Source organism: Micromonospora sp. NPDC049275 (assembly GCF_043197115.1).
Taxonomy (GTDB): Bacteria; Actinomycetota; Actinomycetes; order Mycobacteriales; family Micromonosporaceae; genus Micromonospora.
The window spans coordinates 86367-113365 of the sequence record NZ_JBICSN010000003.1; the positions used below are offsets into that span (position 1 = coordinate 86367).

Annotated in this window: 24 protein-coding genes; 9 read left to right on the forward strand and 15 right to left on the reverse strand. The window is 73.0% G+C overall.

What is annotated here, in order from left to right:
* Positions 1-82 precede the first annotated feature (82 nt).
* Together ACGFIE_RS10915 and ACGFIE_RS10920 are read left to right on the forward strand one after the other, a co-directional pair.
* Complete coding sequence (locus ACGFIE_RS10915) at positions 83-1363, forward strand: thymidine phosphorylase (protein ID WP_393293360.1); 1281 nt, start codon at positions 83-85, stop codon at positions 1361-1363.
* A 111-nt stretch (positions 1364-1474) separates the two neighbouring features.
* Positions 1475-2155 carry a DUF4272 domain-containing protein gene (locus ACGFIE_RS10920; protein WP_393293363.1) on the forward strand — a complete coding sequence of 227 codons (681 nt, stop codon included), beginning with the start codon at positions 1475-1477 and terminating at the stop codon, positions 2153-2155.
* 3 nt (positions 2156-2158) lie between these two features.
* Here ACGFIE_RS10920 and ACGFIE_RS10925 read toward each other — a convergent pair whose 3' ends face one another.
* Both ACGFIE_RS10925 and ACGFIE_RS10930 read right to left on the reverse strand, forming a co-directional pair.
* Positions 2159-3007 (reverse strand): putative RNA methyltransferase, encoded by an 849-nt coding sequence (locus ACGFIE_RS10925; protein ID WP_393293365.1) that lies wholly within the window; start codon positions 3005-3007, stop codon positions 2159-2161.
* Between the two features lies 1 nt (position 3008).
* A complete protein-coding gene (locus ACGFIE_RS10930; protein WP_393293367.1) occupies positions 3009-3506 on the reverse strand; it encodes a MarR family winged helix-turn-helix transcriptional regulator in 498 nt (165 codons plus the stop codon).
* 57 nt (positions 3507-3563) lie between these two features.
* Here ACGFIE_RS10930 and ACGFIE_RS10935 point away from each other — a divergent pair, with 57 nt between their 5' ends.
* Complete coding sequence (locus ACGFIE_RS10935) at positions 3564-4031, forward strand: PPOX class F420-dependent oxidoreductase (protein ID WP_393293368.1); 468 nt, start codon at positions 3564-3566, stop codon at positions 4029-4031.
* A gap of 52 nt (positions 4032-4083) precedes the next feature.
* Positions 4084-5157, forward strand: a complete 1074-nt coding sequence (locus tag ACGFIE_RS10940) for an adenosine deaminase (RefSeq protein WP_363678350.1) — start codon at positions 4084-4086, stop codon at positions 5155-5157.
* A gap of 2 nt (positions 5158-5159) precedes the next feature.
* Here the strand turns inward: ACGFIE_RS10940 and ACGFIE_RS10945 are convergent, their stop codons facing one another.
* A complete protein-coding gene (locus tag ACGFIE_RS10945; protein ID WP_363678352.1) occupies positions 5160-5453 on the reverse strand; it encodes a hypothetical protein in 294 nt (97 codons plus the stop codon).
* A gap of 502 nt (positions 5454-5955) precedes the next feature.
* Between ACGFIE_RS10945 and ACGFIE_RS10950 the strand changes: the two genes are divergently transcribed.
* The 4 genes from ACGFIE_RS10950 (at position 5956) to ACGFIE_RS10965 (ending at position 11111) form a co-directional block, all read left to right on the forward strand.
* Positions 5956-9642 (forward strand): nitrate- and nitrite sensing domain-containing protein, encoded by a 3687-nt coding sequence (locus ACGFIE_RS10950; protein ID WP_393293371.1) that lies wholly within the window; start codon positions 5956-5958, stop codon positions 9640-9642.
* Complete coding sequence (locus ACGFIE_RS10955) at positions 9639-10043, forward strand: roadblock/LC7 domain-containing protein (RefSeq protein WP_007455462.1); 405 nt, start codon at positions 9639-9641, stop codon at positions 10041-10043. Before ACGFIE_RS10950 ends, ACGFIE_RS10955 begins: the two co-directional genes overlap by 4 nt.
* 98 nt (positions 10044-10141) lie before the next feature.
* On the forward strand, positions 10142-10516 hold the full coding sequence (locus ACGFIE_RS10960; protein WP_354817333.1) for a DUF742 domain-containing protein: 375 nt from the start codon (positions 10142-10144) through the stop codon (positions 10514-10516).
* Position 10517: 1 nt separating this feature from the next.
* Positions 10518-11111 carry an ATP/GTP-binding protein gene (locus tag ACGFIE_RS10965; protein ID WP_357206878.1) on the forward strand — a complete coding sequence of 198 codons (594 nt, stop codon included), beginning with the start codon at positions 10518-10520 and terminating at the stop codon, positions 11109-11111.
* Positions 11112-11360: 249 nt separating this feature from the next.
* Here ACGFIE_RS10965 and ACGFIE_RS10970 read toward each other — a convergent pair whose 3' ends face one another.
* Both ACGFIE_RS10970 and ACGFIE_RS10975 read right to left on the reverse strand, forming a co-directional pair.
* A complete protein-coding gene (locus ACGFIE_RS10970) occupies positions 11361-13817 on the reverse strand; it encodes a transposase (protein WP_393294615.1) in 2457 nt (818 codons plus the stop codon).
* Between the two features lie 39 nt (positions 13818-13856).
* On the reverse strand, positions 13857-14825 hold the full coding sequence (locus ACGFIE_RS10975; RefSeq protein WP_393293374.1) for a DNA primase: 969 nt from the start codon (positions 14823-14825) through the stop codon (positions 13857-13859).
* 160 nt (positions 14826-14985) lie between these two features.
* Here ACGFIE_RS10975 and ACGFIE_RS10980 point away from each other — a divergent pair, with 160 nt between their 5' ends.
* Positions 14986-15327, forward strand: a complete 342-nt coding sequence (locus ACGFIE_RS10980; RefSeq protein WP_363678359.1) for a helix-turn-helix transcriptional regulator — start codon at positions 14986-14988, stop codon at positions 15325-15327.
* Between the two features lie 28 nt (positions 15328-15355).
* Here the strand turns inward: ACGFIE_RS10980 and ACGFIE_RS10985 are convergent, their stop codons facing one another.
* The 10 genes from ACGFIE_RS10985 to deoC form a co-directional block, all read right to left on the reverse strand.
* Complete coding sequence (locus ACGFIE_RS10985) at positions 15356-16030, reverse strand: permease prefix domain 1-containing protein (RefSeq protein WP_393293376.1); 675 nt, start codon at positions 16028-16030, stop codon at positions 15356-15358.
* Positions 16031-16098: 68 nt separating this feature from the next.
* Positions 16099-17895: a thiol reductant ABC exporter subunit CydC gene (gene cydC, locus ACGFIE_RS10990; RefSeq protein ID WP_393293379.1), complete on the reverse strand. Its 1797-nt coding sequence runs from the start codon at positions 17893-17895 to the stop codon at positions 16099-16101.
* Positions 17892-19568, reverse strand: a complete 1677-nt coding sequence (gene cydD / locus ACGFIE_RS10995; RefSeq protein WP_393293381.1) for a thiol reductant ABC exporter subunit CydD — start codon at positions 19566-19568, stop codon at positions 17892-17894. The genes cydC and cydD overlap by 4 nt, the downstream gene beginning before the upstream one ends.
* On the reverse strand, positions 19565-20572 hold the full coding sequence (locus tag ACGFIE_RS11000; RefSeq protein WP_393293382.1) for a cytochrome d ubiquinol oxidase subunit II: 1008 nt from the start codon (positions 20570-20572) through the stop codon (positions 19565-19567). Before ACGFIE_RS11000 ends, cydD begins: the two co-directional genes overlap by 4 nt.
* Positions 20573-20592: 20 nt before the next feature.
* Positions 20593-21840: a cytochrome ubiquinol oxidase subunit I gene (locus tag ACGFIE_RS11005; RefSeq protein ID WP_393293384.1), complete on the reverse strand. Its 1248-nt coding sequence runs from the start codon at positions 21838-21840 to the stop codon at positions 20593-20595.
* A 285-nt stretch (positions 21841-22125) separates the two neighbouring features.
* Complete coding sequence (locus ACGFIE_RS11010; RefSeq protein ID WP_363678369.1) at positions 22126-23031, reverse strand: M56 family metallopeptidase; 906 nt, start codon at positions 23029-23031, stop codon at positions 22126-22128.
* A 10-nt stretch (positions 23032-23041) separates the two neighbouring features.
* Positions 23042-23506: a BlaI/MecI/CopY family transcriptional regulator gene (locus tag ACGFIE_RS11015; protein ID WP_363678371.1), complete on the reverse strand. Its 465-nt coding sequence runs from the start codon at positions 23504-23506 to the stop codon at positions 23042-23044.
* 271 nt (positions 23507-23777) lie between these two features.
* Positions 23778-24602, reverse strand: a complete 825-nt coding sequence (locus ACGFIE_RS11020; RefSeq protein ID WP_363678373.1) for an aldehyde dehydrogenase family protein — start codon at positions 24600-24602, stop codon at positions 23778-23780.
* On the reverse strand, positions 24595-26025 hold the full coding sequence (locus ACGFIE_RS11025) for an aldehyde dehydrogenase family protein (protein WP_393293388.1): 1431 nt from the start codon (positions 26023-26025) through the stop codon (positions 24595-24597). The genes ACGFIE_RS11020 and ACGFIE_RS11025 overlap by 8 nt, the downstream gene beginning before the upstream one ends.
* A 6-nt stretch (positions 26026-26031) precedes the next feature.
* Complete coding sequence (gene deoC / locus ACGFIE_RS11030; RefSeq protein WP_393293391.1) at positions 26032-26991, reverse strand: deoxyribose-phosphate aldolase; 960 nt, start codon at positions 26989-26991, stop codon at positions 26032-26034.
* Positions 26992-26999: the final 8 nt, after the last annotated feature.

Here is a 26999-nt window from a genome sequence, read left to right on the forward strand (position 1 = left end):
CCTCCGCCGGGCACGGTCGGCCCCATCCCGCGGCGCGTGCGGTCCGTGGGTCGGGATCTGCAATCGACTAGGAAGATCTTTAATGAGCGGGTTTGCTGCTGTTGACGTTATTCGGGTCAAGCGGGACGGGGGTGTGCTGTCCGACGCGCAGATCGACTGGGTGATGGACGCGTACACCCGGGGGGTCGTCGCCGACGAGCAGATGTCGGCGCTGGCCATGGCGATCCTGCTCAACGGCATGACCGGGCCGGAGATCGCCCGGTGGACCGCCGCGATGATCGCCAGCGGGGAGCGGCTGGACCTCTCGGCGGTACGCCGCCCGACCGTCGACAAGCACTCCACCGGCGGTGTCGGCGACAAGATCACCCTGCCGCTCACGCCGCTGGTGGCCGCGTGCGGCGCCGCCGTTCCGCAGCTCAGCGGGCGCGGTCTCGGGCACACCGGCGGCACGCTGGACAAGCTGGAGTCCATCCCGGGTTGGCGGGCCGCGCTGCGCAACGACGAGTTCATCGCCCAGCTCGGTGACGTCGGCGCGGTGATCTGCGCGGCAGGCGCCGGCCTCGCCCCCGCCGACCGCAAGCTGTACGCGTTGCGCGACGTGACAGGCACCGTGGAGGCGATCCCGCTGATCGCAAGCTCGATCATGAGCAAGAAGATCGCCGAGGGCACCGGCGCGCTGGTCCTCGACGTCAAGGTCGGCTCGGGCGCGTTCATGAAGTCCGTCGACCAGGCCCGCGAGCTGGCCCGCACGATGGTCGAGCTGGGCGGCGCGCACGGCGTGCGGACGGTCGCCCTGCTCACCGACATGTCCACCCCGCTCGGCCTGGCCATCGGCAACGCGGTCGAGGTGAGCGAGTCGGTCGAGGTGCTGGCCGGGGGCGGGCCGGCCGACGTGGTGGAGCTGACGCTCGCCCTGGCCCGGGAGATGCTCGACGCCGCCGGCCTGCCGGACGCCGACCCCGAGGCGGCCCTGCGCGACGGCCGGGCGATGGACTCCTGGCGGGCGATGATCCGCGCGCAGGGCGGCGACACGGACGCGCAGATGCCCACCGCGCCGGAGGTGGAGGTGGTCCGCGCCGAGCAGGACGGGTACGTCGCGGCCGTCGACGCGTACGCCATGGGGGTTGCCGCCTGGCGGCTCGGCGCGGGTCGGGCCCGCAAGGAGGACCCGGTGAGCGCGCCGGCCGGGGTGGTGTTGCACAAGCGGCCGGGCGATCCGGTGCGGGCCGGTGACGCCCTCTACGAGCTGCGCGCCGAGGACCCGTCGCGGATTCCGGCTGCCCTGGCGGAGGCAAGTCGCGCGGTGCACATTGCACCGACCGCGCCAACCGCGACGCCGCTGGTCATCGAGCGGATCGGCTGACCGGGGCGGGGGTCGGGGCGGCGTGGTGCTCATCACCTTGGAGCGCTATTCTCGCAGGCCAAGGGGGAACCGCCGGCCTTGAGCCGTCGCGAGCAGACAGGAAGTTGCCCCGTGACCGTACCTGCCCCCGACCCGCGCGAGGTGCGCGAGGCGAGCCTGGACGAGCTGTCCCGGCTCGGGCTTCCGCTGCCACCGGCCCAGTTCCCGCTCGTGTGGGAGCCGGGTGACGCGATCGAGCTGCGCCCCCGGGCGGAGATCGAGGCGCGGATCGCCGTGCTGCACCTCATCCTGGCCCGGTGCTTCGGGATGCCCCCGCAGGCGGCGATGAGCTGGCTGCTCGGCTCGCACCTGGTCGAGATGGTCACCCCGCCGGAGTGGCAGTTCGTGATGGGCGGCAAGGGCGACCACCGGTCGTTCGTGCTGCACCACGACGCGCTCTTCGCGCTGGCCTGGGTGCTGGGGCTGAGCAAACAGCTCGATCCCACCCTGGCGGTGGACGAGCGGCTGGTCGAGCGGCTGCCGCACATCGCCGAGGGGGAGACCTTTCCGCGCTGGCAGTCCCGGATCCTCGCCGCGCCGCAGCACCCGGCCGACGCGGCGGCCCTGCTCGATCTGCACTACTGCCTGGACTGGGCCTACCTGGAGACCGAGCGCGGCGGCCGGCGGGCGCCGGGCCTGGTCGACGCGAACGCGATCGGGCAGCGGCGGTGGGCGCTGGAGTGGGCGGTGATCCTGCGCGGGCCGTACCACGACGAGCCGCCGGGCTGGGAAGAGGTCGACCTGTCCACCTGAGCCTCAGCGCGGTCGGTAGGCGTCCAGCTGGACCGCCACGCGCACCCGGATCGGCTCGGGCAGCGCGGCCAGCCGTTCGGCGAGGGCGCTCGGGTCGGTGTGCCAGGCACTCGGGCCCATCCCGACCAGCGTGGCGACCTCCGGCCGGGTCAGGGCCAGCTCCGCGCGGTGCACGGTCGAGCCGACAGGCGTGAAGTGCCCGCCGAAGCTGGCGGCCACCCGGTCGGCCTTGTCCGGGTCCACCCGCAGCAGGTCGAGGGCGTCCACCAGTTCGGTGAGATGGTCGGCGGCGGGCGTCACCACGAGCAGCGTGCCCGCCGGGTCGAGCACCCGGTGGAACTCCGCGCCGTTGCGCGGGGCGAAGACGTTCAGCAGCACTGCGGTCGAGGCGTCCGCGAGGGGCAGTCGCTGCCAGGTGTCGGCGAGCGCGGCGGCGGCCCGAGGATGGGCGCGGGCCGCGCGGCGCAGCGCCGGCTTGGACACGTCCAGGGCCAGACCCACGGCGTCCGGCAGTGCCGCCAGCACCGCGCCGAGGTAGCGGCCGGTGCCGGCGCCGGCATCCACCACCAGGGGGTACGCGTCAAAGCCCGCCACCGCCTGCGCCGCGGCCTCGGCCAGTGCGTCCGAGATGACGTCGTAGTGCCCGGCGGCGAGGAAGTCCGCCCGGGCGGCCACCATCTCGGCGGTGTCACCGACGTGCGGGGCTCGACCGGTGAGCAGGTTGACGTAGCCCTGGCGGGCGACGTCGAAGCTGTGCCGGCGCGGGCAGCGCAGCGCCCTCGTGTCGGTGGCCTGCCCCAGTGGGTCACCGCAGACCGGGCAGCGCAGCCGGTCGAGGATGCGGGCATCCACGTCAGGCCTCCGCTGCGGGCTGCGGCCGGGACGCCCGGAGGCCCGGATCGGCGAGGTGCTCGACCACCCGGTGGGTGAGCGCGCCGAGGGCGTCGACCTCTGACGGAGTGAGCAGGTCGATCAGGTGCCGTCGGACGGCGGCCACGTGACCGGGGGCGGCGGACTCGATGGCCCGCCGGCCCGCCGGGGTGAGCACGACGATCGAGCCGCGGGCATCGTCGGCGCACTCCTCGCGGGTCACCAGGCCGCGCTGCTGCATCCGGCTCAGGTGGTGGGAGAGGCGGCTACGTGACCACAGCATCCTGTCCGCCAGCTCGCTGAGGCGCAGACGCCCCCGGGGTGTCTCGGACAGGTCGGACAGCACGTCGTAGTCCGGCTCGGAGAGGCCGGCGTCCTGGGTCAGCTCCCGGGCCAGCTCCAGGTCGAGCAGTCGACGCATCCGGCGGTAGCCGCGCCAGGCGCGCTCCTCCCGTTCGTCCAACCACCGGGCCGCGTCCATACGTCGAGTCTAGTGCTTTCGTTGACATGTCATCGATCTGCCTCTAGTTTCGATGACATGTCAACAATCCTCCCGGACGATCCGGACAGCCGCCGCCTCGCGGGTGCCGCCGTGAGTGACCGACTGTGGGAGCTGTTCGGTAAGCGGGGGCGCGGGGTGCTCGTCACCCTGCGTCGGGACGGGCGGCCCCAGCTGTCCAACCTCGACTACCTGGCCGAGCCGGGGCTGATCCGCTGCTCCACAACCGGTGACCGGGCGAAGGTGCGCAACCTGCGCCGAGATCCCCGGGCCAGCTTTCACGTGACCACGCCCGACGGCGGCGCGTACGCGGTCGTGGAGGGAACCGTGACGCTCACCGACCCGGCCGTGGCCACCACCGACGACACGGTCGAGGAACTCGTCGAGGTCTACCGCCGGATTCGCGGTGACCACCCGGACTGGGCGGACTACCGCGCCGCCATGGTTGCCGACGGGCGGCTCGTGATCCGCCTCGACGTGCACAGGGTGTACGGCTGGCGGCCGTGACTCCCGGCCGGTCCCGTACCGGTCGGCCCAGGCCGCTGACTAGGGTCTGAGCATGGTCGCAACTATCCGGTACGAGGACATCGTCAAGGTCCCGAAGGCGCTGCTGCACGACCACCTCGACGGCGGGCTGCGGCCGGCGACGATCGTCGAGCTGGCCGCCGAGGTGGGCCACGAACTGCCCACCACCGACCCGGAGGCGCTCGGACGCTGGTTCGTCGAAGCCGCCGACTCCGGGTCGCTGGAGCGGTACCTGGAGACGTTCGCGCACACCGTGGCGGTCATGCAGACTCCGCCGGCGCTGCGCCGGGTGGCGCGCGAGTGCGCGCTGGACCTGGCCGCCGACGGAGTGGTCTACGCCGAGGTGCGTTTCGCTCCCGAGCAGCACCTGGAACGGGACCTGAGCCTCGACGAGGTGGTCGAGGCCGTGCTGGCCGGGTTCGCCGAGGGCACCGCCCAGGCAGTCGAGGCCGGCCTGACCATCCGGGTGGGCACCCTGCTCACCGCCATGCGGCACGCGGCGCGCTCGCAGGAGATCGCCGAGCTGGCCGTGCGGCACCGCGACGCCGGGGTGGTCGGCTTCGACATCGCAGGCGCGGAGGCGGGCTTCCCGCCCACCCGTCACCTGGACGCCTTCGAATACCTCCAGCGGGAGAACTTCCACTTCACCATCCACGCCGGTGAGGCGTTCGGTCTGCCGTCGATCTGGCAGGCGATCCAGTGGTGTGGCGCGGACCGGCTCGGCCACGGCGTACGCATCGTTGACGACATCGCCCCCGACGGCGCGCTCGGCCGACTGGCCGCGTACGTGCGGGACAAGCGGATCCCGCTGGAGCTGTGCCCCTCGTCGAACGTGCAGACCGGCGCGGTGGCCTCGATCGCCGACCATCCGATCGGGCTCCTGCGCGACCTGCGGTTCCGGGCCACCGTCAACACCGACAACCGGCTGATGAGCGGCACCTCCATGTCCCGGGAGATGTCGCTGCTGGTGGAGACGTTCGGCTACGGCTGGCGCGAGTTGCAGTGGTTCACCATCAACGCGATGAAGAGCGCCTTCATCCCGTTCGACGAGCGACTGCGGATCATCGACGAGGTGATCAAGCCGGCGTACGCGAAGTTGCTGGCCTGAGGTCAGCCGTGCGGGTGGCCGGCGAGCAGGCCGGCCACCCGGCGCAGCACCTCGCGGGCTCGGGCGGCCTCGGCGCCCAGCCCGGTCTGCCGGCGCAGCACCGCCGGCTCCGCCCGCAGCAGGGCCACGCCACGCCGGACCAGCACCCGGGGGGCCTTGCGCTGCTCGGCCAGGTCGCGGGCCAGCCGGCGCAGGAAGGTCGCCCCGCGCGGGCGGCGCAGCGCGTACGCCCCCGCGAGCAGGCCACGGCTGCGGCACTCCTCGACGATCTCGGCGGCGAAAATCCCTTCGGCCACGAAAAGTGGCGATCCGTCGACATCAAATGGCCGGGTGGCCACCCGTCGATCCGCGCCGATCGCATAAACCGGCACATCGGCACGGCCCTCGCGGGCAAGTCGAGCAATCGTTTCGACGGCGGTCAGAGCGTCCCAGGACAGCGGCGACTCCCAATCGACCTGGCCGTTTCGTCGCGGCAACGTAGGGTCATCGCCGTCTTTGTAGAAGTCGTCCAAACACAGCACCGGCAAGCCGGTTTGCTGCGCTATGTACGACTTTCCGGAGCCTGAGGGGCCGGCGAGCAGGACAACGCGGTGGGGATGTTCCATTACCTTCAGTTACTCCGGCCAGACGGACTGCTATCAAATCGCATCAACATCTCATCACACTCCGAGCCGGTGACAACCTGGGCTTTCTTCTTGTCGACCGGCGTGATGGAATCTCGGGGGTCCGACCCGCCGGGTCGGTCGCTGGGCGTTGCCCGGGGCAACGCGTTCAAGCTGTAATCGCGAGGGCGGTGACGTGAGCAAACGGCCAAAGACGGCGGGCTCCTTCCTGTCGCGGCTGCGCCGGCCGGCCAGCCGGCTCCGGGACATGCCGATCTGGTCCAAGCTCGGTCTCATCATGATCGTGCCGACCATCGCCACGGTCGTCGTGGGCACCAGTGGTCTCGTCGACCACCTGGAGACGCTCAACAATGCCAACCGAGCCGGCGACCTGGCCAACCTGTCGAGCTACTCGGGCGACCTGGTCGACACGCTGCAGGACGAGCGGACCACCGCCGTACTGCTGCTGCAGGCGACCGGGACGCAGCCGAAGGCGCAGTACCAGGAGGCCTACAACCGGGTGAACTCCCGGGTGGACCAGGAGACGGGCCCCTACCGGCAGCAGCGCAGCGACGTCGAGGACCTGCCGGGCAGCCTCGAGACCCTGCTCGACAGCATCGACCAGAACCTGCAGGAGCTGCCGGGCGTCCGCAGTCAGGTGTTCAACGGCAAGCTCAAGCTCGCCGAGGCCATCCAGGCGTACGAGGGTCTCATCAACGACCTGCTCGCCATCCGTGACTCGGCCACCCAGCTCGCCGGCAACAACGACCTGAGCGACCGGATGCGCGCCGCCGCGGCGGTCGCCCGCGAGAAGGAGTTCCTCGCCGTCCGTCGAGTCGTCGTCCACCGCGCGCTCGGCGTGCAGGGCGGCAAGCGGCTGACCCCGGCGCTGCGCACCGACTACATCGCCAGCGGCACCGGCCAGCAGCAGGCGCTGCAGAGCTTCAAGGCCGTCGCCAGCCCGGACGAGGCGAAGTTCCACGACCAGACGGTCGCCGGCGGTGACCGCCGCGAGGCGCAGAACTACACCGGCTGGATCGACGGCAACACCACCGGCGACATGCGTAACGCCCCGTTCGGCCCCGACCAGTGGGACGCGGCCATGACGGCCAACGCCAAGCTGATCCGCGCCGTGGAGACGAAGCTCGACGGCGACGTGGTCGCCGAGGCCGACAACCTACGCTCGGACGTCCAGCGCCAGGTTTTCCTGGAGACCGGCCTGCTGCTCAGCATGCTGCTGCTGGCCATCCTCTTCGCGTACCTGGTCGCCCGCTCGATGGCCCGCTCCCTGCGTGAACTGCGCCAGGGTGCCCTCTCCATCGCCCAGTACGGGCTGCCGCAGGCGGTCGCCCGACTCCGTGACCCGCAGGTCGTCGGGCAGCTCTCGCCCGTGCAGTTGGCCAACCAGATCGCCGAGCCGTTGCCGGTCCGCAGCAAGGACGAGTTCGGCCAGGTGACCGAGGCGTTCAACGCCGTCCACCTGGAAGCCGTCCGGACGGCCGCCGAGCAGGCTGCCCTGCGTGCCTCCGTCGCGACCATGTTCGTCAACCTGGCCCGCCGTTCGCAGATCCTGGTCGACCGCCTCATCGGGCACCTCGACCGGTTGGAGCGCGGCGAGGAGGACCCGGACCGGCTGGCCGAGCTGTTCCAGCTCGACCACCTGGCCACCCGGATGCGCCGCAACGACGAGAACCTGCTCGTCCTCGCGGGCGCCGACTCCACCCGCGTGCAGCGCGAGCCGGCCGCGCTCATCGACGTGCTGCGCGCCGCGCAGTCCGAGGTCGAGCACTACACCCGCATCGAGTTCGGGGTCATCGACAGGGACATCGAGGTCGCCGCGCACGCGGTCAACGACCTGGTGCACCTCGTCGCCGAGCTGTTCGACAACGCCACCGCGTTCTCCCCTCCGGACTCGCAGGTCATGGTCGAGGCCCGCCGGGTCGGTGACCGCGCCTCGCTCTACGTGGAGGACCGCGGCATCGGCATCAGCCGCGAGCAGCTGCACGAGCTGAACGACAAGCTCGCGACGCCGCCGCAGGTGGACGTGGCCGTCTCCCGGATGATGGGCCTGGTCGTGGTCGCCCGCCTGGCGTCGCGGCACGGCGTCCGTGTCGAGCTGCGCCCCGGCGCGGACCGCGGCACGGTCGCCGACGTGACCCTGCCCACCTCGGTGCTGGTGCCCCGGGCGCTCTCCGGCCGGGTGCAGCAGCCGCCGGCCCTGCCCGCGGCCAGCCCGCAGCACGGTGGTCCCGCGCCGGTTCTCGGCGCGCTGCCCGCGCTGGGCAACGGCCCCCGCCCCGGCGAGTCCGGCAACCAGGTCACCCTGGGCGGCCGGCCGTTCGACCCGGCGTCGCGCAACGGCGCCGGCACGCCGGCCAACACCGGTGCGTACCGTTCGATGCCCGCCTGGTCGGACCTGACCGGCGCGAGCGCCAGCAACGGAGTCAACGGCGGCGACGGGTTCACGCCTCGAACGGCAAACGGCCAGTCCATCGACCCGCTGCCGCAGCGCCGGGCCGGCGACGAGCCGACGACCACCGGCCAGCAGCCGACCATCCCCCGGCAGTTGCCCAGCAGCCCGGAGGCGCACCCGTATTCCGCGCCGCCGGTCTCGGCGCAGCCGTACTCCGGTGCGCCGGTCTCCGCCTCGCCGGCGTCCGGCCAGCCGTACTCCGGCCAGCCGTACTCCGGCCAGCCGTACTCGGGTGCACCGTACGGCGGTCCGCCGGTGTCCGCCGCTCCGGCGTCCGGTCAGCCGTACGGCGGTCCGCCGGTGTCCGCGTCGCCGGTCTCGGCCTCCCCGGCGTCCGGTCAGCCGTACTCGGCGCCGCCGGCGTCCGGTCAGCCGTACTCGGCGCCGCCGGCGTCCGGCCAGTCGTTCAGCGGCTTCACGCCCCGGTCCGCCCCGCCCGCCCCGGCGCCCAGCGCCCCGGCACCGCCGGCCTGGCCGCCGGTGCCCGGCGGCGAGCGGGACACGCAGACCCCGCCGGTGCCCGAGCGGCTCGCCGCCGCCCTGGACATGACGACGGAGCTGCCCCGGATACCGCGCCCCGGCGACCAGCCGAGCACCGCGGCCCAGCCGCCGGCGCCCCAGGCTCCGCAGGCCCGAGCCCCGCAGGCCCAGGCCCCGCAGGCCCGAGCCCCGCAGGCCCAGGCGTCGCCGCCGCCGGCGCAGACCCGCCCGGCACCGCAGCAGCCGCAGGCCCAGAACCGCCAGCGGTACGCGGACGAGACCATGGAGCTGCCGATCTTCCGGGAGCTCGAGTCCGCCTGGTTCCGTACCCGCCGTCCGGGTTCGGACGAGGCCGCAGCCGCCGACAAGCCGGCGGCGAACGGCGGTGGGGGTGACGCGACGCAGCAGTTCGCGACGGTCGAGGCCACCGGTCGGGCAGTCCACAAGACATCACCCGGGACGACAGGTAACACGCCGATGGCAGACACTCCGACGGCCGGAGGAGCGCCGCGGGACAACGGGTCGACAGCGAACGGGGGCACAACCCCTGGCCTCGCCGAGAGCCTGCCGAACCGCCGGCCCCAATCGCAGACCAACGGCTGGCAGACCGCCGCCGACGACGGCTGGCGTGCCGCCTCCGCAGCGGCCACCGCCGTGCCGGTGAACGAGACCACCACGACCGGTCTGCCGAAGCGCAAGCCGATGGCGCAGCTGGTGCCGGGGGCGGTGGAGAAGCCCGCCACCTCGGTCCAGCGGCGGTCCCCGGAGGCGGTCCGTGGCCTGCTCTCCGCCTACCACCGGGGCGTGCAGCGAGGGCGTAGCACCTCGGACAACCCGACCAGCCCGGAGGCGACTCCGGGAGGGCAGCAATCCTCGCAGTCTGGCTCAGGCTCAGCGGCCGGGAGCGGGCAGAAGGAGCAAGAAGGATGACAACTACGCAGGATCTTGGTTGGCTGCTGGCCAACTTCGCCGACCGGGTGCCCGGTGTCGCACATGCGGTCGCCGTCTCGGCGGACGGCCTGCTCCTCGCGTCGTCACGGGATCTGCCGCGGGACCGGGCCGACCAGCTCGCCGCGATCGCGTCCGGTCTGGTCAGCCTGACCCAGGGGGCAGCCCGCTGCTTCGAGGGAGGCGCGGTGCTTCAGACCGTCGTGGAGATGGACAATGGCTTCCTGTTCCTGATGTCCATCTCGGACGGTTCGTCCTTCGCCGTGCTGGCGGCCCGCAGCTCCGACGTCGGGCAGGTTGGTTACGAGATGGCGCTCCTGGTCGACCGGGTGGGCGACGCCCTGACCCCGCAGCCGCGTGCGGCCGCGGGCATGCTGGGCTGACGCCTCGCCGATCGTGCGGTCGGCGCAACTGAAACGACAAGAACGACGAGTTCCACCGGTGGGAGCCGGTACGGGGTGCGAAGGAGGTGAGCGGCGACATGGCCGATCGTGACGAACCGACCGGAGCGTTGGTCCGTCCATACGCCGTGACCCGTGGTCGAACCCGTCCCCGGCTCGACATCGCCTTGGAGGCGCTCGTCGAGACGACGGTGCGCGGTCGGGCCGCTGCCAATGGCAACGGCGGCGGCCGCGAACACCAGTACATCGCCGCACTGTGTGACGGACGCGTGCAATCGCTCGCCGAGATCGCGGCGCGGATGCAGCTACCGCTCGGTGTGGCCCGGGTGCTCATCGCCGACATGGCGACGGACGGCCTGGTCGCGGTCCACGAGCCGACCATCCTGGACGACTCCGACGACGCGGTGGGCACTGAACTGCTGGAGAGGGTGCTGAGTGGACTTCGCAGGCTCTGACATGTCGCACCGCCCACCGAACCCGAGTGGGCGCGTGACGTCGGCGAAGATCGTTATCGCCGGTGGATTCGGCGTCGGTAAGACGACGCTGGTCGGCTCGGTCTCGGAGATCACGCCGCTGACCACCGAGGCCATCATGACCTCCGCTGGCGTGGGCGTCTACGACACCCGGCAGGTGCCGGGCAAGACGACGACCACGGTGGCCATGGACTTCGGCCGGATCTCGATCGACCGTGACCTGATCCTGTACCTGTTCGGTACGCCGGGTCAGACCCGATTCTGGTTCATGTGGGACGAACTGGTGCGGGGCGCGATCGGCGCGGTCGTGCTGGTGGACACCCGCCGGCTGGCCGACTGCTTCGCGGCGATCGACTTCTTCGAGCACCGGCGGCTGCCGTACCTGGTGGCCATCAACTGCTTCGACGGAATGCAGTACCACGACCCGCAGGACGTCCGGGACGCCTTGGCGATCTCGAGCGACGTGCCGGTGGTGGCCTGCGACGCCCGTAACCGGGAGTCGACGAAGCACGTGCTGATCTCGCTTGTCGAGTACGTGCTCACCATGCGCCGTACGCGCGCCGTCGCCCCGGCCTGATCGGGACGCTCTCGCGCCCGGTGGTGGCTCTGGCCGCCACCGGGCGCTGAATGCTGTCCGACACACGCCCTGGAGATCTTGGAAGGAATCGGCCCCTCCGAGGGCGGGTTCCTTCCAGGAACTCTTGCGTTGGTGCCGGACCGGTGGCCGGTACACGCGCCGTGCCCGTTCTGCTGGCTCCTGAACGCACGTCCGCCCCCAGCCGGTGTACGGCTGAGGGCGGAAGGAACGCGTACGTGAGAGCGACGCTCAGGACTGGTAGCCGGCGGAGCGGTACTCGTACTCCCGGTCGTCGTCGCGGTCCCCGTGGTCGCGGCTGAAGTCCCAGCCACCGGCGGCCTCCCGACCCGGCCGGCCGCCCACCGCGAACCCGCCGATCTCCTGCCCGCGACGCCAGCCGCGGAAGTAGCCGGTGGTGTTCTCCGCGAGGCTCGCCGCGTCACGCACTATGCGCAACGGGCGCTCCTCGCGCAGCGGGGAACCAGGAACCAGGTTGGCCTGGGGGACGCGCTTCGGCAGCCCGGCGTTGGTCTCGGCGCCCACCGCGGGACGGGCTGCCTGCTCGGCTGCCTGCCACCCGGTGTCGGCAGTGGTCGACCAGTCCAGGTCGGACTCTTCCTCGGTGTGCCCGACGAACCACGCCGACTTGGCCTGCGCGAAGATCAGCAGATCACCGTCGCCCTCGTCGGCCACCGGCGGCGGCCGGTGCTCCATCGGCGGCGGACGGTGCTCCATCGGCGGCGGACGGTGCTCCATCGGGGGTGGACGGTGCTCGACCGGAGGAGGCGGTCGGTGCTCGGCGGTCCGCTCGACGCGGGGCGCCTGACGGTTGTTGCGAGCGGCCTGCTCCCGGTCGACGAGTCGCAGCGGCGGCGTGTCCAGGCGGGGATCGCCAGCGGGCGGGTTGAGGCCTTCCCGCAGTGCCCGGTCCGCCAGCGGCGGCGGCTCGACCAGCCGCAGCATGGGCGGCTCCTGGGGCAGGTCGTCGGCCAGCCAGGGCGGCGTGACCCGACCGTCGGCCCGGCCCGGATCCGTCGGGGCGTCGACGCGGCCGCCGCCGTACGGGTAGGCGACCGGGTTGTTCGGCGAGCTGTCGGCCGGGTCCTCCGGGTTGTTGACCAGGGGCCAGTTCGCCCGGGAGCCCGGGGGCGCCGACTCCTGGCCCGGCCGGGGAGTGGGCACCGGGATGCTGAGGTCGGTGGCGCTGAACCCGCCGGTGGGCGGCTCCTCGACCGACCGCTGCACGTGGCTCTGCCGCTCGCCGTTGGTCTTCGGGCGGGGCGGAATGACCGTACGCTGCCGTTCGGCCCGCGCGTGGTTGATCGCGGCCGTGGTCAGGGTCGGCCGGAACGGCTCGCCCGCCTCGGCCGGCGGCACGGCGCCGCGCTGCGCCGGCGCGATGGGGGTGATCCCCGGAGGCGGGGGCGGCGGCGACGAGACCGGTCGGTTGGTCGGGCCGTCGATCCGGCTCGGGGTCGGTTCGGCACGCCCGGGCGGTGCGGACACCGGCGGGCCGGCGACCGCTGCCGGTGCGATCGGCGCGGGCGCGACCGGCGGTGGGGTGACCGGAGCGGGGGCGACCGGTGGCGGCCCGAGCGGACGCGGCGAGGCCAGCGGGGCGCTGCCCGGTGCCGGCTCGGGCCGGCTGCGTCGGCCGGTGACGGGCGTGGGCTCGGCGGTGACCGGGGTCGGTCGGAGCGACCGCAGGCCGGCGCTGGTGCCGGCGAGGCCGGTCAGGTCGCTCACCGATTCGCCACGACGGGCGGCGGCCCGGCGGCCGGGAGCCGGGGCGGGGTTGCTGACCCGCGCGCCGAGCGCGCTGACCAGGGCCTCGCAGCCGGCGTCGCAGGCCCGGACGGAGGCGACGGCCTGCCGGACGGTCTCGGCCACGGCGGAGGTGAGCGCCCGGTTGACGGCGGCGCGGCGCGGCGTCTCCGAGATGGCGACCCGCAGCGCGGTGACCGCCTCGTTGATCTCTGCGGCGTCGGCGACCCCGTCCGCCGCGAGATGCGCGGCGATGGCGTCCGCGGCGACGGACACCTCGCGACCACGGGCGATGGTGCCGCCGAGCATGCCCGGCTCCGGCAGCGCGTCCAGCACGGCCAGCGACACCGGCCCCGCCGGGTCCGGATAGGCACGAAGCGCCGCCGGGTAGAGCTCCCGCAGCACCTCGCGCAGCGCCACCGCGGCGGAGTGCCGGCCGCTGGCCAGGGCGGCGTGTGCGGCGAGCACCTGCTTGTAGCCGGCGAGGTCCCGGGGAGCCGGCAGCGTGACGGCGGAGAGCGCACCGGCCTGCAACGCGCGGGCCAGACCGACGGCCCGGCGCTCGGCCGGGGGCGACTGCATCTCCTCCAGCGAGTCGTCGTCGGCGAACCGCTCGGCGAAGTCGTCCACGGAGTCGTCGTCGGCGATCGCCAGAGGCCGACCCGCCGCGCTCAGCAGCGAGGTGACCGTGTGGTCGTCGCTGTCGGCGGCGATGGCCGCACCGCTCGGCCCGCCTGAGCGTTCCACGAGCAGCGCGACGAGCTGGGCGTAGCCAGCCGCGTCGTCGCCGATCTCGCAGACATGCAGCAGACGGCCTGCGTCGTCGACCACAGCGGACGTCAGCGTCGAACCGGCCGAGGCCGGTCGGTCAGCCGGATCCGCCGAGGCCAGACCGCAGTACACGCGCACGAGCGCCACGGCGTCGTCCTCCTCCCGGGACAGGTCTTCCTACTGCCAGCAACTGATGCTCCCCGGTACGGGTCAGTCGCGCCAGTCCACCACCGCAGAGATCTTGCCGACAATGGTGCGCCAACCCAAACTCGCGGTCTGTGCCCCGATCTTCTTCAGCCGACGCCGGCCCATGAAAGCGCCGATCCCACCGTTGGCGGTGGCCCGCAGCGCCTCGTCCAGGTCGTCGAGGCTGGAGCCGGCGGAGAGCATGTCCAGAACCGCAGGCAGGCGCAACGCGTACGAGAGGTCGCGGGCGGCCTCGCCGGCCTCGATCAGCAGGGTCGAATCCCAGCTGTCGTGACCGCCGCGCAGGTTCTCCACGACGAGGTCGAGTTCGTAGGTGTCCTCGTCGAGCGGCGCGATGTCGGCCGGCTCCACCCGTTCGGACAATTCATTCCAGCTGTCCAGTTGGGACAGATCGTTGGGCGCGCCGGAGCGGATGAAACTGACAAGCGACTCAGGGGTCTTGAACAGCAGCAGCTTGCCCCGGTGGCTGAGGAAGACCGGCACCTCCTCGTCGTCCGCCTCGTCGGTGACGTCCTCGGCCTCGGCCTCGTCGTCGGCGGTCGCGTCGGCGTCCGTGGCGCCGTCGCGGCGACGGCGCGACGGCTCGTCCTCGTCGCTGTCGGCGAACTCCTCGGCCAGCTCCTCGTCGAGGATGACGACCGTCTCGTCGTCCTCCTCCTCGATCACCTGCCGGCGGGCGAGGAACGGGTCGTCCTGGTCGCGCTCGGTCACGTCGGTCGGGGTCAGCGACCCGGCCGGCCGGTACGCCCGCAGGGTGAAACCGGTGCCGGCGGGCAGGGCGATCTCCACCGGGTCGATCCGCAGCTCGTCCCAGAGCGACCGGTCGACCGACGCGCCTGTGGTGTCGTCGGCCTCGTCGGCCTCGTCTGGCTCGGCCGAACCTGTGGTGTCGTCGAGCTCGGGCTCGTCGGCGTCGGGCCGTTGGGGCGACTGGCGGGCCACGCTGACCTCCGTGTGCTTCGGGTTGCCCACCCGCCGGCGTCTCCGACCGGCGAGTGACTCTGGGCACATACCCTAGTCGGCGGTTCGGGAAGCCCGGAGCCCGCACCCCGGTGACCGGCCGGGCAACGTCTCGGGCCTGCGCGTGCGTGATGGTGGCGAACCGGGCGTTTGACAAGTAGCGTAGCTACACATGAAGGCCCAGGCGCTGCACGGCCACCTCGACGCCCTTCTGCTCGCCGTTCTCGAACAGGGCGCCCAGCACGGCTACGCCATCATCGAATCCCTGCGGGAGCGCAGTGACGGCGGTCTCGACCTGCCCACCGGCACGATCTATCCGGCGCTGCGCAGGCTGGAGCGCGCCGGTCACGTGGCGAGCACCTGGAGCACTGTCAACGGTCGGGAGCGACGGACGTACCAGCTCACCGACTCCGGCCGGCGGGCGCTGGCCGGCGAGCGCGCCGGATGGCAGGAGTTCCGTGTGACGGTCGGCCGGTTCCTCGACCCCGGCAGCCCACCCGTCACCCCCGCCTGAGCCGCCAGCGACCCACCCCAGGGGCCGGTCAGCGGGCGGTGGCTCGCAGCCAGACGCGCGCGGCGCGGGTCAGCGAGAAGTACGCCCCACCCACCACCACCATGCCGACGATCATCGGCGGCCACGTCAGCGCCGCGTCCCACATGTCGACCGACCAGGTGAAGAGAGCCCCGCCGGCCACGATGCCGAGGGCCAGTGTCCCGGTCAGGGCGGTGCCCACCGCACGCTGCACCGTCGCCAGGGCCGGTCGCGGTGATCGAGCGCTCGCCCAGACCACCAGCAGGCCGGTCACGGCCAGCAGCAGCTCGCCGAACCAGATCCAGTCGACCGAGGCGGACAGCAGCCGGTAGAGCGCCGGCGGCTGCGGGCCCGCGCTCCAGCTCGACCCGCGCCAGGTCAGGTCGCCGGCAGCCACCAGGACCCCGGCCACGGCCAGCATCCGCAGGGACAGGCCGCGCAGGGCGGCCACCGCCAGCTCCGCCTGCCAGGAGGGCAGCAACTGCGCCGGTGAGCCGAACTCGGCCACCGCCCGGCGCTGCGCCTCCGTGGGTGGCACACCACTCTCGCGGTACGCGTCGACGGCGTCCAGCAGATCGTGCCGCGCCTCGGTGAGCAGGTCGGACTTCAGCCGCGCCGGCCCCTGCAACCGGGACTCCAGCTCGCGCAGGTGCTCCTCGACCAGGAAGCCCTCAGCATGCCGCATGACACCAGACTGCCACGGAGGCGAGGGCACCCACGTCGGGGAGAACCCTGGTCCGTCCCCGAAGCGGGTCAGGGAGCGAGGGCCAGGTACCCGCGTTCGGCCGCCACCTGCAGCGACCACTGGTCCCGGTACCAGCCGGGGGTGGTGACCAGCTCGGCGTGCCGGCCGCGCTGGACCACCCGACCGCCGTCGAGGACGACGATCTCGTCCAGGCCGGCCAGTCCGCTGAGCCGGTGACTGATCAGCAGTACCGAGTGCCCGGCGGGGGTGGCCGCGAGGGCGGAGGCGAGCACCGCGTCGGCGGCGGCCGGGTCCAGCCCTTCGGTCGGCTCGTCGAGGACCAGCACCGGTGGCGCGGCGAGCAGGGCGCGGGCGAGCGCGAGTCGTTGCCGCTGGCCGCCGGAGAGCTGGCCGCCCTCCTCGCCGACCAGTGTGTCCCAGCCGGCCGGCTGGGCGCCCAGCCAGTCCCGCAGGCCGGCTGCCGTCATCGCCCCGGTCAGCTCGTCCTCGCTGGCCCCGGCCCGCCCGAGCAGCAGGTTCTCCCGGACGGTGGCATGGAAGACGTACGCCTCGGCGAGCAGCCCGCCGACGCTGCGGGGCAGCTCCTCCTCCGCGTACGAGGACAGGTCGCGGTCGGCAAGCGTGACGTGGCCGGAGGTCTGTCGGACCGCCCCGGTCAGTACGGCCGCCAGGGTGCTCTTGCCGGCGCCGCTCGGCCCGACGACGGCGATGCGCCGGCCGGCGGGCAGGTCCAGGCTCACCCGGTCCAGTGCGGGTGCGGCACCGGCCCGGTAGCGCACGCTCACCTCGACGAAGCGCAGGTCGTGCGGGTCGGCCGGGTCGGTCACCGGGGGCGTGGGCGTGGGCGGGGGAGTGGGAGCGTCGGCGTCGAGGAGGGCGGCCACCCGGGCCAGGCCGGGCCGCAGCTGGGTCCACTGCCGTGCGGCCGAGACCAGTGCCAGCGCCACCTCCACGGCGGCCAGGGTGCCGACGGCCAGCACCCCGACCAGGACGCCCGGCACGTCGGAGGCCAGCGCGACAAGCACCACGGCGGCGGCGGTCAGCCCGGCGACCAACACTCCGGCCGCGTCCACGGCGAAGCCGGTGGCCGCCAGCCGGCGTTCGAGTCGGGCCAGTCGACTGGCGCGCTGCTCGGCGGCGCGCAGCGCGGCATCTGTCGCCCCGAACGCGGCGAGGTCGGCGGCGCCGTGGGTGAGGTCGACGGCGTCGGTGGCCAGCGCGCCGCGCAGTGGGGCCACCTCGGCCGCGCTGCGCCGGGTGACCACCGTGGCCAGGGTGGGCAGCGCCACCGCGGCGACCACCAGCCCGAGGGCGAGCACACCGGCCGCCGGTGGCGAGATCAACGCCGCTCCGGCCACCGCGAGCACCCCGACCAGGGCCGCCGCCGAGGCGGGCACCAGCACCCGCAGCAGCAGATCCTGGACCGCCTCGACGTCGGAGACCAGCCGGCTCAGGACGTCCCCCGAGCGGTGTTGTGCGTCGCGGCGGGCCGTGAGGGTGGCGAAGACCCGGGCCCGCACGTCGGTGATCATCCGGAGGACCGCGTCGTGCCCGGCGAGCCGCTCGGTGTAGCGGAACACGCCCCGGCTGATCGCCAGCGCCCGAACGGCGACGATCGCCACGGTGAGCCGGTCCAGCGGAGGCTGCCCGGCGGCGCTCATCAGCAGCCATGTCGCGGTGGCCATCAGGGCGAGCCCGGCGAACTCGGTGGCGGCGGCGAGCAGCCCGGCGCCGACGAGCCGACCCAGGTACGGGCGGGCCAGCCGCAGCACCGCGCGCTCGACGGCGGCCCTCCCTGCCGCTGTCACGCCGGCCGCCGCCTGCGGCCCGTGGTCCGTGGTCAAGGGGCTGCCTTCCCGGTCGGTTCGGGCGTCAGCTCGGTGACCCGGCCGTCCTCGATGCGCAGGACCCGGTCGGCGTCGGCCAGCAGCGCCGGCCGGTGCGCCACCAGCAGCGCCGTCCGCCCGGCGACCAGCCGGCGGGTGGCGTCGAGCACCACCGCCTCGGCGGCCGTGTCGAGCCGCGCCGTGGGCTCGTCGAGCAGCACCACGGGGGCGTCGCGCAGGAACGCCCGGGCCAGTGCGACGCGCTGCCGCTGGCCGCTGGACAGGCCGTGCCCACGCTCGCCGAGCAGCGTGGTCAGCCCGTCGGGCAGGCCGGCCACCACGTCGTCCAGGGCCGCGTCGCGGACCGCGGCGGCGAGCGCCTCGGGCGGGGTGTCCGGTGCGCCGAGCCGGATGTTGTCGGCGAGCGAGGCGGCGAAGAGGTGAGCGCGCTGCGGCACCCAGGCGAGCTGCCGACGCCAGGCGTCCGGGTCGGCGGTGGCGAGGTCGACGCCGTCCACGGTGATCCGGCCGCTGGTCGGGGTCACGAAGCCGAGCAGCAGACCGAGCAGAGTGCTCTTGCCGGCGCCGCTGGGCCCGATGACGGCGATCCGCTCGCCGGGTCGGACGGTCACTGTCACGTCGCGCAGCGCGGTGGTCCGCTCGTACGCCACTGTCACAGCCTCGAACCGGATCTCACCGCGACCGTCCGGGATGGCCGCGCCCTCGGCGGCGCGCTGGGTGGCGGGCGCGGCCGAGACGGTGAGCGCCTCGTCCAGCGCGGTGAGCCCCTCCATGCTGGCGTGAAAGCGGCTGCCCGCGGCCCGCAACGGCAAATACGCCTCGGGGGTGAGCAGCAGCACCAGCAGCGCGGTGTGCAGCGCCAGTCCGCCGCCGAGCAGCCGGATGCCGACCGGCACCGCGACCAGAGCCACCGAAAGGGTGGCGACCAGCTCCAGCACCAGCGCGGAGAGGAACGCGATTCGCAGCGTCTTCATGGTGGCGACCCGGTGCCCGTCGGCCATCCGGCGGACCACCTCGGTCTGCGCCCGCGCCCGGCCGAACGCCCGCAGGGTGGGCAGCCCGGCGACCATGTCCAGGAAGTGCCCGCCCAGCAGGGAGAGCCGACGCCACTGCCGCTCGGTGGCGGCCTGTGCCTGCCAGCCGAGCAACGCGCCGAAGACCGGGATCAGCGGCAGCGTCAACGCGATGATCAGCGCGGAGCTCCAGTCGGCGACGACGATGCGGGCCAGCACGGCCAGCGGCACCGTCACGCTGAGCACCAGCTGCGGCAGGTACCCGGTGAAGTAGGCGTCCAGCGCGTCGAGCCCGCGCCCGGCCAGGGTGGCCAGCTCGCCGGCCCGCTGCCCCGCAACCCAGCCCGGCCCGTGCCGGCCCACCGCGCCGAGCAGGTCGGCCCGCAGCGTGGCCTTGACCGTGGCGGCGACCCGCGCCGAGACCGTGCCCTGTGCCCAGACCAGCGCCGACCGGGCGGCGACCGCGACCACGAAACCCGCAAGCGCCGCCCGGTTCAGCCGCCCGTCGAAGGCGGTGGCGAGCACCGCCGCCAGCGCGGTGGCCTGCGCGACGATCAACGCGGCGGCGAGCACGCCGAGGAGCGCGAGCACGGCAAGATCGCGCCGGGCCGCGGGGACCCGACGCAGCAGACGCGGGTCGAAGGGACGGCGGTTCACCAGTACACCGGTGCCCTGCCGTCGGTCCGTCCCCGGAAAACCCACCAGCACATCGCCTGGAAGCCTAGTAGGGCCGGCAGCAGCGGCAGCGCCACCCAGCCAAGCAGCCGCAGCGTCGGCGCGCTGGCGGCCGCGTCGGCCACCGTCAGCGAGGCGCCCGGGTCGGTCGTGGACACCAGCACGTAGGGCCAGAGGGCCGCGCCGACAAGCGCCACCGGCAGCGCCAGGGCCGTGCCGGTGGCGATCAGGGCCCACCCCGGCCGCCGCCGCGCCAGCGCCGCGCGGGCCGCCAGCAGCGCCGCCACCAGCAACACCGGCAGGAGTACGCCCACCGCCGGTCGCTGCACGGCGTCGCGTACCCGGGAGGAGAGCAGGCCCACGACGGTGGCGATGGCGACCGCGCAGAGCGCCACCGGCACCAGCCGGCGGGCCGTGCGACAGGCCACGGCGGCGGCGTCGGCCGGCAGTCGCAGCGTGAGGAAGGTCGCACCGTGCACCGCGACCAGGGCGACCATGGTCAGCCCGACGATCGCCGCGAACGGGGTGGCCAGGTGCGACACCCCGGCGACGTGCCCGTCGGCCTGACGGGGCACGCCCTGCAACAGCGCGGCCAGCACCGCGCCCCAGCCGAGCGCGGCGAGCGCGCTGCCGACCACGATGACCCGGTCCCAGCGGGCGCGGACCCGCTCCTCGGTCGGCCGGCTGCGCAGTTGCACCCCGGCGGTGACCAGGATGACGCCGACAAGCGCGCCGGCGACCGCCGGGTAGCAGCCGGCGAGCAGTTCGCCCTCCAGCACCGGGAAGGCGCCGAACAGGATGCCGACGGCGGCGACCAGCCAGACCTCGTTGCCGAGGAAGAACGGGCCGAGGGCGGTGAGCGCGGCCCGTCGCCCGGCCGGGGAGCCGCCCCGGGCGAGCAGCAACCCGACGCCGTAGTCGTAGCCGGCGAGCACGAGGTAGCTCGCGAAGAAGAGACCGAGCAGGGCGTACCAGGCGAGGTCCACGGTGAGTCTCCTTCAGTCGCTCAGGCGAGGACGGGTTCGGGGTGGGCCGGTTCGTCGGCCGGTGGGCGGCCGAGAGCCGGGTCGACCGCGCCGCGTCCCGCGTGCCGGGCCAGCAGCACCCAGTTGGTGACGGCGAGGGTGCCCAGCAGCAGGCTGAAGCCGATCAGCGAGGCGAGCATCACCGGCGCGCCGACGGGGGAGACCGCCTGGTCGGTGGGGAGCAGCCCGTACGCCACCCAGGGTTGGCGGCCCACCTCCCGGGCGATCCAGCCGAGGATCACCGCGACGAACGGCAACGGCACGCCGAGCAGGACGAGCCAGAGCGGGAAGCGCAGCCGGATGATCCAGTCCCGGAAGAGCAGGGGCAGCAGCAGCCAGACGCAGCCGAGGGTGAAGCCGATGAGGATCATGAAGCCCAGCCCGACGCTGGAAAGGACCGGCGGGGTGTAGTCGCCGGGGCCGAACCGGGTGGTCCACTCGGCGATCAGCGCCTGCGCCTCCGGGCTGTCCCCGCCGAACTTGGTCGGCTGTACCGAGCCGACCGGGCCGAACTGGGCAAAGCCGAAACCCTGCACCATCGTGATCGCCAACGCCGCCGTGACCAGGCCGATCCGTAGTGACGTGCGGAAGAGCGCGAAGTCGGGCGTACGCCGGATCAGGTGCCAGGCGCTGACGGCGGCCATCAGCATCCCGCCGACCAGCAGCCCGGCCGAGACCACGTGCCCGAAGGCCATGCCGAGGCTGGGGTTGGTGAGCAGCGCGCCGAAGTCGGTGAGGTGGGCGATCCCGTCGCGGACCTCGTACCCGACCGGGTGTTGCAGCCAGGAGTTCGCCACCATGATCCAGAAGGCCGAGGCGTACGCGGTGAGCGCCACTCCCCACAGCAGTGCGAGGTGAACGCCCTTGCGGAGCCGGTGCCAACCGAAGATCCACATTCCGAGGAACGTGGACTCCAGGAAGAACGCCACGAGCGTCTCGATCGCCAGCGGAGCGCCGAAGACGTTGCCGACGTAGCGCGACAGGCCGCTCCAGTTCAGCCCGAACTGGAACTCCATCACGATGCCCGTGGCGATGCCGAGCACGTAGTTGATCACGTAGAGCTGGCCCCAGAACCGGGTCAGCCGCTCCCACTTCGGGTTGCCGGTGAGCACCCAGGCGGTCTGCATCCCGACCAGCAGGGTGACCAGCCCGAGCGTGACGACCACGAACAGGAAGTGGATCGACGTGGTGGTGGCGAACTGCAGGCGGGCGAGGAGCAGCGTGTCCATGGCCGGCTCTCCCTAGATGTTGTCTCCCTTGTCGTAGCAACACTACACGTAGCTTGCCTACATAAGAAGACGACTACTACGTCTCGTCGTAGATAGTAGTACGACGAGGCGTAGTAGATGTGCGGTCGGGAGGGTGTGGCGACGCATCTCCAGCCGGGGACGCCCGGGACTCGAGAATCAGCGGACCCCGCCGGCGATACCATGCCGTCGCCTCCCGGGCAGCGGTGTGGCCCGGGCGCAGGTCCGTGGCGGGCGCGAGTGTGCGGCGCGGGGTGGGGCCGGGGGTCAGCTCAGGAAGAGGGTGACCGGGAGGGCGACCAGGGTGGCGGCCACCGCGAGGGCCGTCGCGCCGAGGGCACGGGGCGGCCGGTCGGCCACGAGCAGGCGCTGGACGCGTACGTCCAGGTCGCGGTCGCCCAGGCCCAGCGCGCCGGCCGGAGTGACCCGGTGTCCGGCGGCGGCGAAGCGGCGTAGCGCACCCGCCAGCGGGGCCTCGGCGTGCAGCTCGCGCGCCTTGTCGTCGGCGCGCATCTCGACCAGCAGGGCCACTCGCTCGTGCGCGTCACGGACCCAGCCGAACCACGGCAGCGCCCGGCAGAGCGCGGTGAACGGTAGCAGCACCAGGTCGTGTCGTTCGTGGGCGTGCGCGCGCTCGTGGGAGAGCACGGCGGCCAGCTCGGCGCGGTCCAGCAGACTCAGGGTGCCGGCGCTGACCACCACCTGCGGCTTCACCCCCGGCAGGCAGTACGCGGCGGCGCTCGGATGGTCCAGGACGAGCGCCCCCGGCGCGGCCGGGTCGTCCCGGGCCACAAGGGTGAGCAGGTCCCGGTGCCGGCGCTGGGCGCGGATGGTGCCGTGGATGCTGCGGATGGTGGTGGTGACGAGCACCGCGCCGATGCCGAAGCCCACCCCGACGCCGGCGAGGTGGAAGGCGGTCACACCGATCGGCAGGGTGCCGTGGAAGAGGTCGGTGGTCAGGGCGAGCAGTGCGCTGCCGGTCGGCAGGTCGTACGTGCTCAGCCCGAGGGCCATCGGCAGGCCCATCGCGGAGAGGCCCAACGCCAACCCGACGGCCTGCCAGCAGACGATCGCCACCCGCGGGCTGCGCCACGTCCAGGTCGAGCGGGCCAGCACCTGCGCGGTCAGATAGCAGGCCAGCATGGTGGCGGCGAAGTGCACGGCGTAGGCCATGGCGCGCGCCCTACCGCTCCGCTGCCTCGCCGGCCGGCCGCCGGCCCACCGGCCGATCCACCCGGTCGGTCAGGGCGTCGGCCCCGCCCGTGGCGGTGTCGCCGGAACTCAGCCCGGCCTCGCTGCCCAGGGCCGCCCGCAGCACCTCGGCCTCGGTGCCGGTCACCGAGCGGGCGAAGCGCACCAGCGCGGCGTCGCGGCTGCCGCCCAGGTCGAGGGCGTCGAGCATGAGCTGGGCGATGTGCGCCTCGCGGCTGGCTGCCGGCCGGTACCGCCAGGCGCGACCCTCCCGCTCCCGCTGCACCATCCCCTTGCCGGCGAGCCGGTCGAGAACGGTCATCACCGTCGTGTACGCCAGCTCGCGGCCGTCGAGCGCGTCGGCCACCTCGCGCACGGTCACACCGTCAGACGTGCCCGGGACCACGTCCCACAGCACGTCCATCACCGCACGCTCAAGATCGCCCAACCGAGTCACAAACCAATCCTACCCCCGGTAGTAGACCCCCCCACCCGCGGCAGCGGTGATCATGAGGTTGACCGGGTCGAGCGAGATCAAACACCCCGCCAACCCCATGATCACCAACCAGGGGCAACCCAGCCCGAGGCAGAACCCGCAAGCTGACCCACCCGACGGACCCGGCCCACGTCAGGTTTTCCGGGGGGAGCCCGCCCACGCAGGGATCAAGCCTGACCGCCCGGAGTGGGCGGGCTCCCCCCGGAAAACCAAACAGGCCGAGGACAGACGATCACACCCCCTTGGGATGCCACACCGTCTTCGTCTCCAGCAGCGTGGTCATCCGAGCCAGACCCGGGTCGGTGGTCCAGTCGTGGTCGGCCGGGGCCGGGCGGAGCACCCGCTTGAGGTTCTCCGCGGCCTTGACCTCAAGGTCGGTGGCGAGCGAGTCGTCGGTCACACCGGTCAGGTCGATCGCGTTGACGTCCATGTGCGCCGCCAGCGCCGGCGCGGTCTCGGTGATCGCGCCGGTGAGGATGTTGACCACCCCGCCGGGCAGGTCGGAGGTGGCCAGCACCTCGGCAAGCGTCACCGCGGCCAGCGGCTCCGACGGCGAGGCCGCCACCACCACCGTGTTGCCGGTGACGATCGCCGGGGCGATCACGCTGACCAGGCCGAGCAGCGCCGGTCGTTCCGGGGCGACCACGGCCACCACGCCTGTCGGCTCGGGCGCCGAGATGTTGAAGTACGGGCCGGCGACCGGGTTGGCGCCGCCGTACACCTGGGCGAGCTTGTCGGCCCAGCCGGCGTACCAGACCCAGCGGTCCACCGCGGCGTCCACCTCGTCGCCGGGGATGCCCAGGGCGACGAACTGCTCGCGGCGGCCCTCCAGCATCTCGGCGGCCCGGTAGAGGATCTGACCCCTGTTGTACGCGGTCGCGCCGGCCCAGCCCTTGACGGCGGCGCGGGCGGCGACCACCGCGTCCCGGGCGTCCTTGCGGGAGGCCAGTGACACATTCGAGGACTGCACGAGATACGACCGTCCCGACTCGCTGCGCGGGAACTTCCCGCCGATGAAGAGCTTGTACGTCTTGCGTACGGCGACCCGCTCAGACATTGAGGTACCCCTCCAGCCCGTGCCGGCCGCCCTCGCGACCGTAGCCCGACTCCTTGTAGCCGCCGAACGGCGAGGTGGGGTCGAACTTGTTGAACGTGTTGGCCCAGACGACGCCGGCGCGCAGCCGGTCGGCCATCCACAGAATGCGCGAGCCCTTGTCGGTCCAGATGCCGGCCGACAGCCCGTACGGCGTGTTGTTGGCCTTCTCCACGGCCTCGGCCGGTGTGCGGAAGGTGAGCACCGACAGCACCGGCCCGAAGATCTCCTCGCGGGCGATGCGGTGTGCCTGGGTGACGCCCGTGAAGAGGGTGGGCGCGAACCAGAAGCCACGGTCGGGCAGCTCGCACGGCGGCGACCACCGCTCGGCGCCCTCGGCGGAGCCGGCGTCGGACAGCTCGCGGATCCGTTCCAACTGGGCGGCGGAGTTGATCGCGCCGACGTCGGTGTTCTTGTCCAGTGGGTCGCCGACCCGCAGTTGGGCCATCCGCCGCTTCAGCGACTCCAACACCCGGTCGGCCACGTTCTCCTGGACCAGGAGGCGGGAGCCGGCGCAGCAGACGTGCCCCTGGTTGAAGAAGATGCCGTTGACGATGCCCTCGACGGCCTGGTCGATGGGCGCGTCGTCGAAGACGATGTTGGCGGCCTTGCCGCCCAGCTCCAGGGTCAGCTTCTTGCGGGTGCCGGCGATCGACCGGGCGATGGCCCGGCCGACCTCGGTGGAGCCGGTGAAGGCGACCTTGTCCACGCCGGGGTGCTCGACAAGCGCGCGGCCGGTGTCGCCGGCGCCGGTGAGGATGTTGACCACACCGGCCGGCAGGTCGGCCTGCTGGCAGATCTCGGCGAACAGCAGCGCCGTCAGCGGCGTGGTCTCGGCGGGCTTGAGCACCACCGTGTTGCCCGCCGCCAGCGCCGGGGCGATCTTCCACGCCAGCATGAGCAGCGGGAAGTTCCACGGGATGACCTGCGCGGCCACGCCGATCGGCTGCGGGTTCGGGCCGAAGCCGGCATGGCCCAGCTTGTCGGCCCAGCCCGCGTAGTAGAAGAAGTGCGCGGCGACGAGCGGCAGGTCGACGTCGCGGGACTCCCGGATCGGCTTGCCGTTGTCCAGCGACTCCAGGACGGCCAGTTCGCGGGAGCGTTCCTGGATGAGCCGCGCGATGCGGTACAGGTACTTCGCCCGGTCGCGGCCCGGCATCGGACCCCAGACCTTGTCGTACGCCTTCCGGGCGGCACGGACCGCCCGCTCCACGTCCTGGGCGCCGGCCTCGGCGACCTCGGCGAGCACCTCCTCGGAGGCGGGGTTGATCGACTTGAAGCTGCCACCGTCGGTCGGATCGACGAACGCGCCGTCGATGAACAGCCCGTACGAGGGTTTGAGGTCCACCACCGAGCGGGACTCGGGGGCGGGGGCGTATTCGAACATCGGCTATCAGTCCAGGGTGAAGTAGTCGGGACCGGCGTAGACGCCGGTCGTCAGCTTGGTGCGCTGCATCAGCAGGTCGTTGAGCAGGCTGGACGCGCCGAAGCGGAACCAGTCCGGGTCGAGCCAGTCCGGGCCGACGGTCTCGTTGACCATCACCAGGTACTTGATGGCGTCCTTGGTGGTCTTGATGCCACCGGCGGGCTTCACGCCCACCTGCCGTCCGGTCGCTTCGCGGAAGTCACGAACCGCCTCCAGCATCACCAGTGTCACCGGCAGCGTCGCCGCCACGGGAACCTTCCCGGTGGACGTCTTGATGAAGTCGCCGCCGGCCAGCATGGCCAGCCAGGAGGCACGACGGACGTTGTCGTACGTGGCCAGCTCGCCGGTCTCCAGGATGACCTTGAGGTGGGCGTCACCGCAGGCTTCCTTGGTGGCCACGATCTCGTCGTAGACCTCCTTGTACCGCCCGGCCAGGAACGCGCCCCGGTTGATCACCATGTCGATCTCGTCGGCGCCGGCCGCCACGGCGGCCCGGGTGTCGGCGAGCTTGATCTCCAGCGGCGCCTGACCCGACGGGAACGCGGTCGCCACGCTGGCCAGGTGCACCGCGCTTCCGCGCAGCACCTCGGCCACGTACGGGACCATGGCGGGGTAGACGCAGACCGCGCCGACGTGCGGGCAGGACGGGTCGGCCGGGTCCGGGCGCAGCGCCTTCGCGGCCAGCGCGCGCACCTTGCCGGGGGTGTCCGCCCCTTCGAGGGTGGTCAGGTCGACCATCCGGATCGCCAGGTCGATGGCCTGCGCCTTGGCGGTGGTCTTGATGGAGCGGGTGCCGAGCTGTGCCGCCCGCTGCTCCGCGCCGACCTGGTCCACGCCGGGCAGGCCGTGCAGGAAGGTCCGCAGAGCGGTCTCGGATCGTCCCAGCTCGGAGAGGTCCGACCGGGCCGACGTCGTTGTCGCCGTCATGGCGAGAA

What these genes read in the sequence shown, in the direction of transcription:
- ACGFIE_RS10915 (WP_393293360.1), top strand. Translation starts at nt 83, where the DNA reads ATGAGCGGGTTTGCTGCTGTTGACGTTATTCGGGTCAAGCGGGACGGG.
- ACGFIE_RS10930 (WP_393293367.1), bottom strand. Translation starts at nt 3,506, where the DNA reads ATGGACGCGGCCCGGTGGTTGGACGAACGGGAGGAGCGCGCCTGGCGC.
- ACGFIE_RS10935 (WP_393293368.1), top strand. Translation starts at nt 3,564, where the DNA reads ATGTCAACAATCCTCCCGGACGATCCGGACAGCCGCCGCCTCGCGGGT.
- ACGFIE_RS10940 (WP_363678350.1), top strand. Translation starts at nt 4,084, where the DNA reads ATGGTCGCAACTATCCGGTACGAGGACATCGTCAAGGTCCCGAAGGCG.
- ACGFIE_RS10955 (WP_007455462.1), top strand. Translation starts at nt 9,639, where the DNA reads ATGACAACTACGCAGGATCTTGGTTGGCTGCTGGCCAACTTCGCCGAC.
- ACGFIE_RS10960 (WP_354817333.1), top strand. Translation starts at nt 10,142, where the DNA reads ATGGCCGATCGTGACGAACCGACCGGAGCGTTGGTCCGTCCATACGCC.
- ACGFIE_RS10965 (WP_357206878.1), top strand. Translation starts at nt 10,518, where the DNA reads ATGTCGCACCGCCCACCGAACCCGAGTGGGCGCGTGACGTCGGCGAAG.
- ACGFIE_RS10980 (WP_363678359.1), top strand. Translation starts at nt 14,986, where the DNA reads ATGAAGGCCCAGGCGCTGCACGGCCACCTCGACGCCCTTCTGCTCGCC.
- ACGFIE_RS10985 (WP_393293376.1), bottom strand. Translation starts at nt 16,030, where the DNA reads ATGCGGCATGCTGAGGGCTTCCTGGTCGAGGAGCACCTGCGCGAGCTG.
- ACGFIE_RS11005 (WP_393293384.1), bottom strand. Translation starts at nt 21,840, where the DNA reads ATGGACACGCTGCTCCTCGCCCGCCTGCAGTTCGCCACCACCACGTCG.
- ACGFIE_RS11010 (WP_363678369.1), bottom strand. Translation starts at nt 23,031, where the DNA reads ATGGCCTACGCCGTGCACTTCGCCGCCACCATGCTGGCCTGCTATCTG.
- ACGFIE_RS11020 (WP_363678373.1), bottom strand. Translation starts at nt 24,602, where the DNA reads ATGTCTGAGCGGGTCGCCGTACGCAAGACGTACAAGCTCTTCATCGGC.
- ACGFIE_RS11025 (WP_393293388.1), bottom strand. Translation starts at nt 26,025, where the DNA reads ATGTTCGAATACGCCCCCGCCCCCGAGTCCCGCTCGGTGGTGGACCTC.
- deoC (WP_393293391.1), bottom strand. Translation starts at nt 26,991, where the DNA reads ATGACGGCGACAACGACGTCGGCCCGGTCGGACCTCTCCGAGCTGGGA.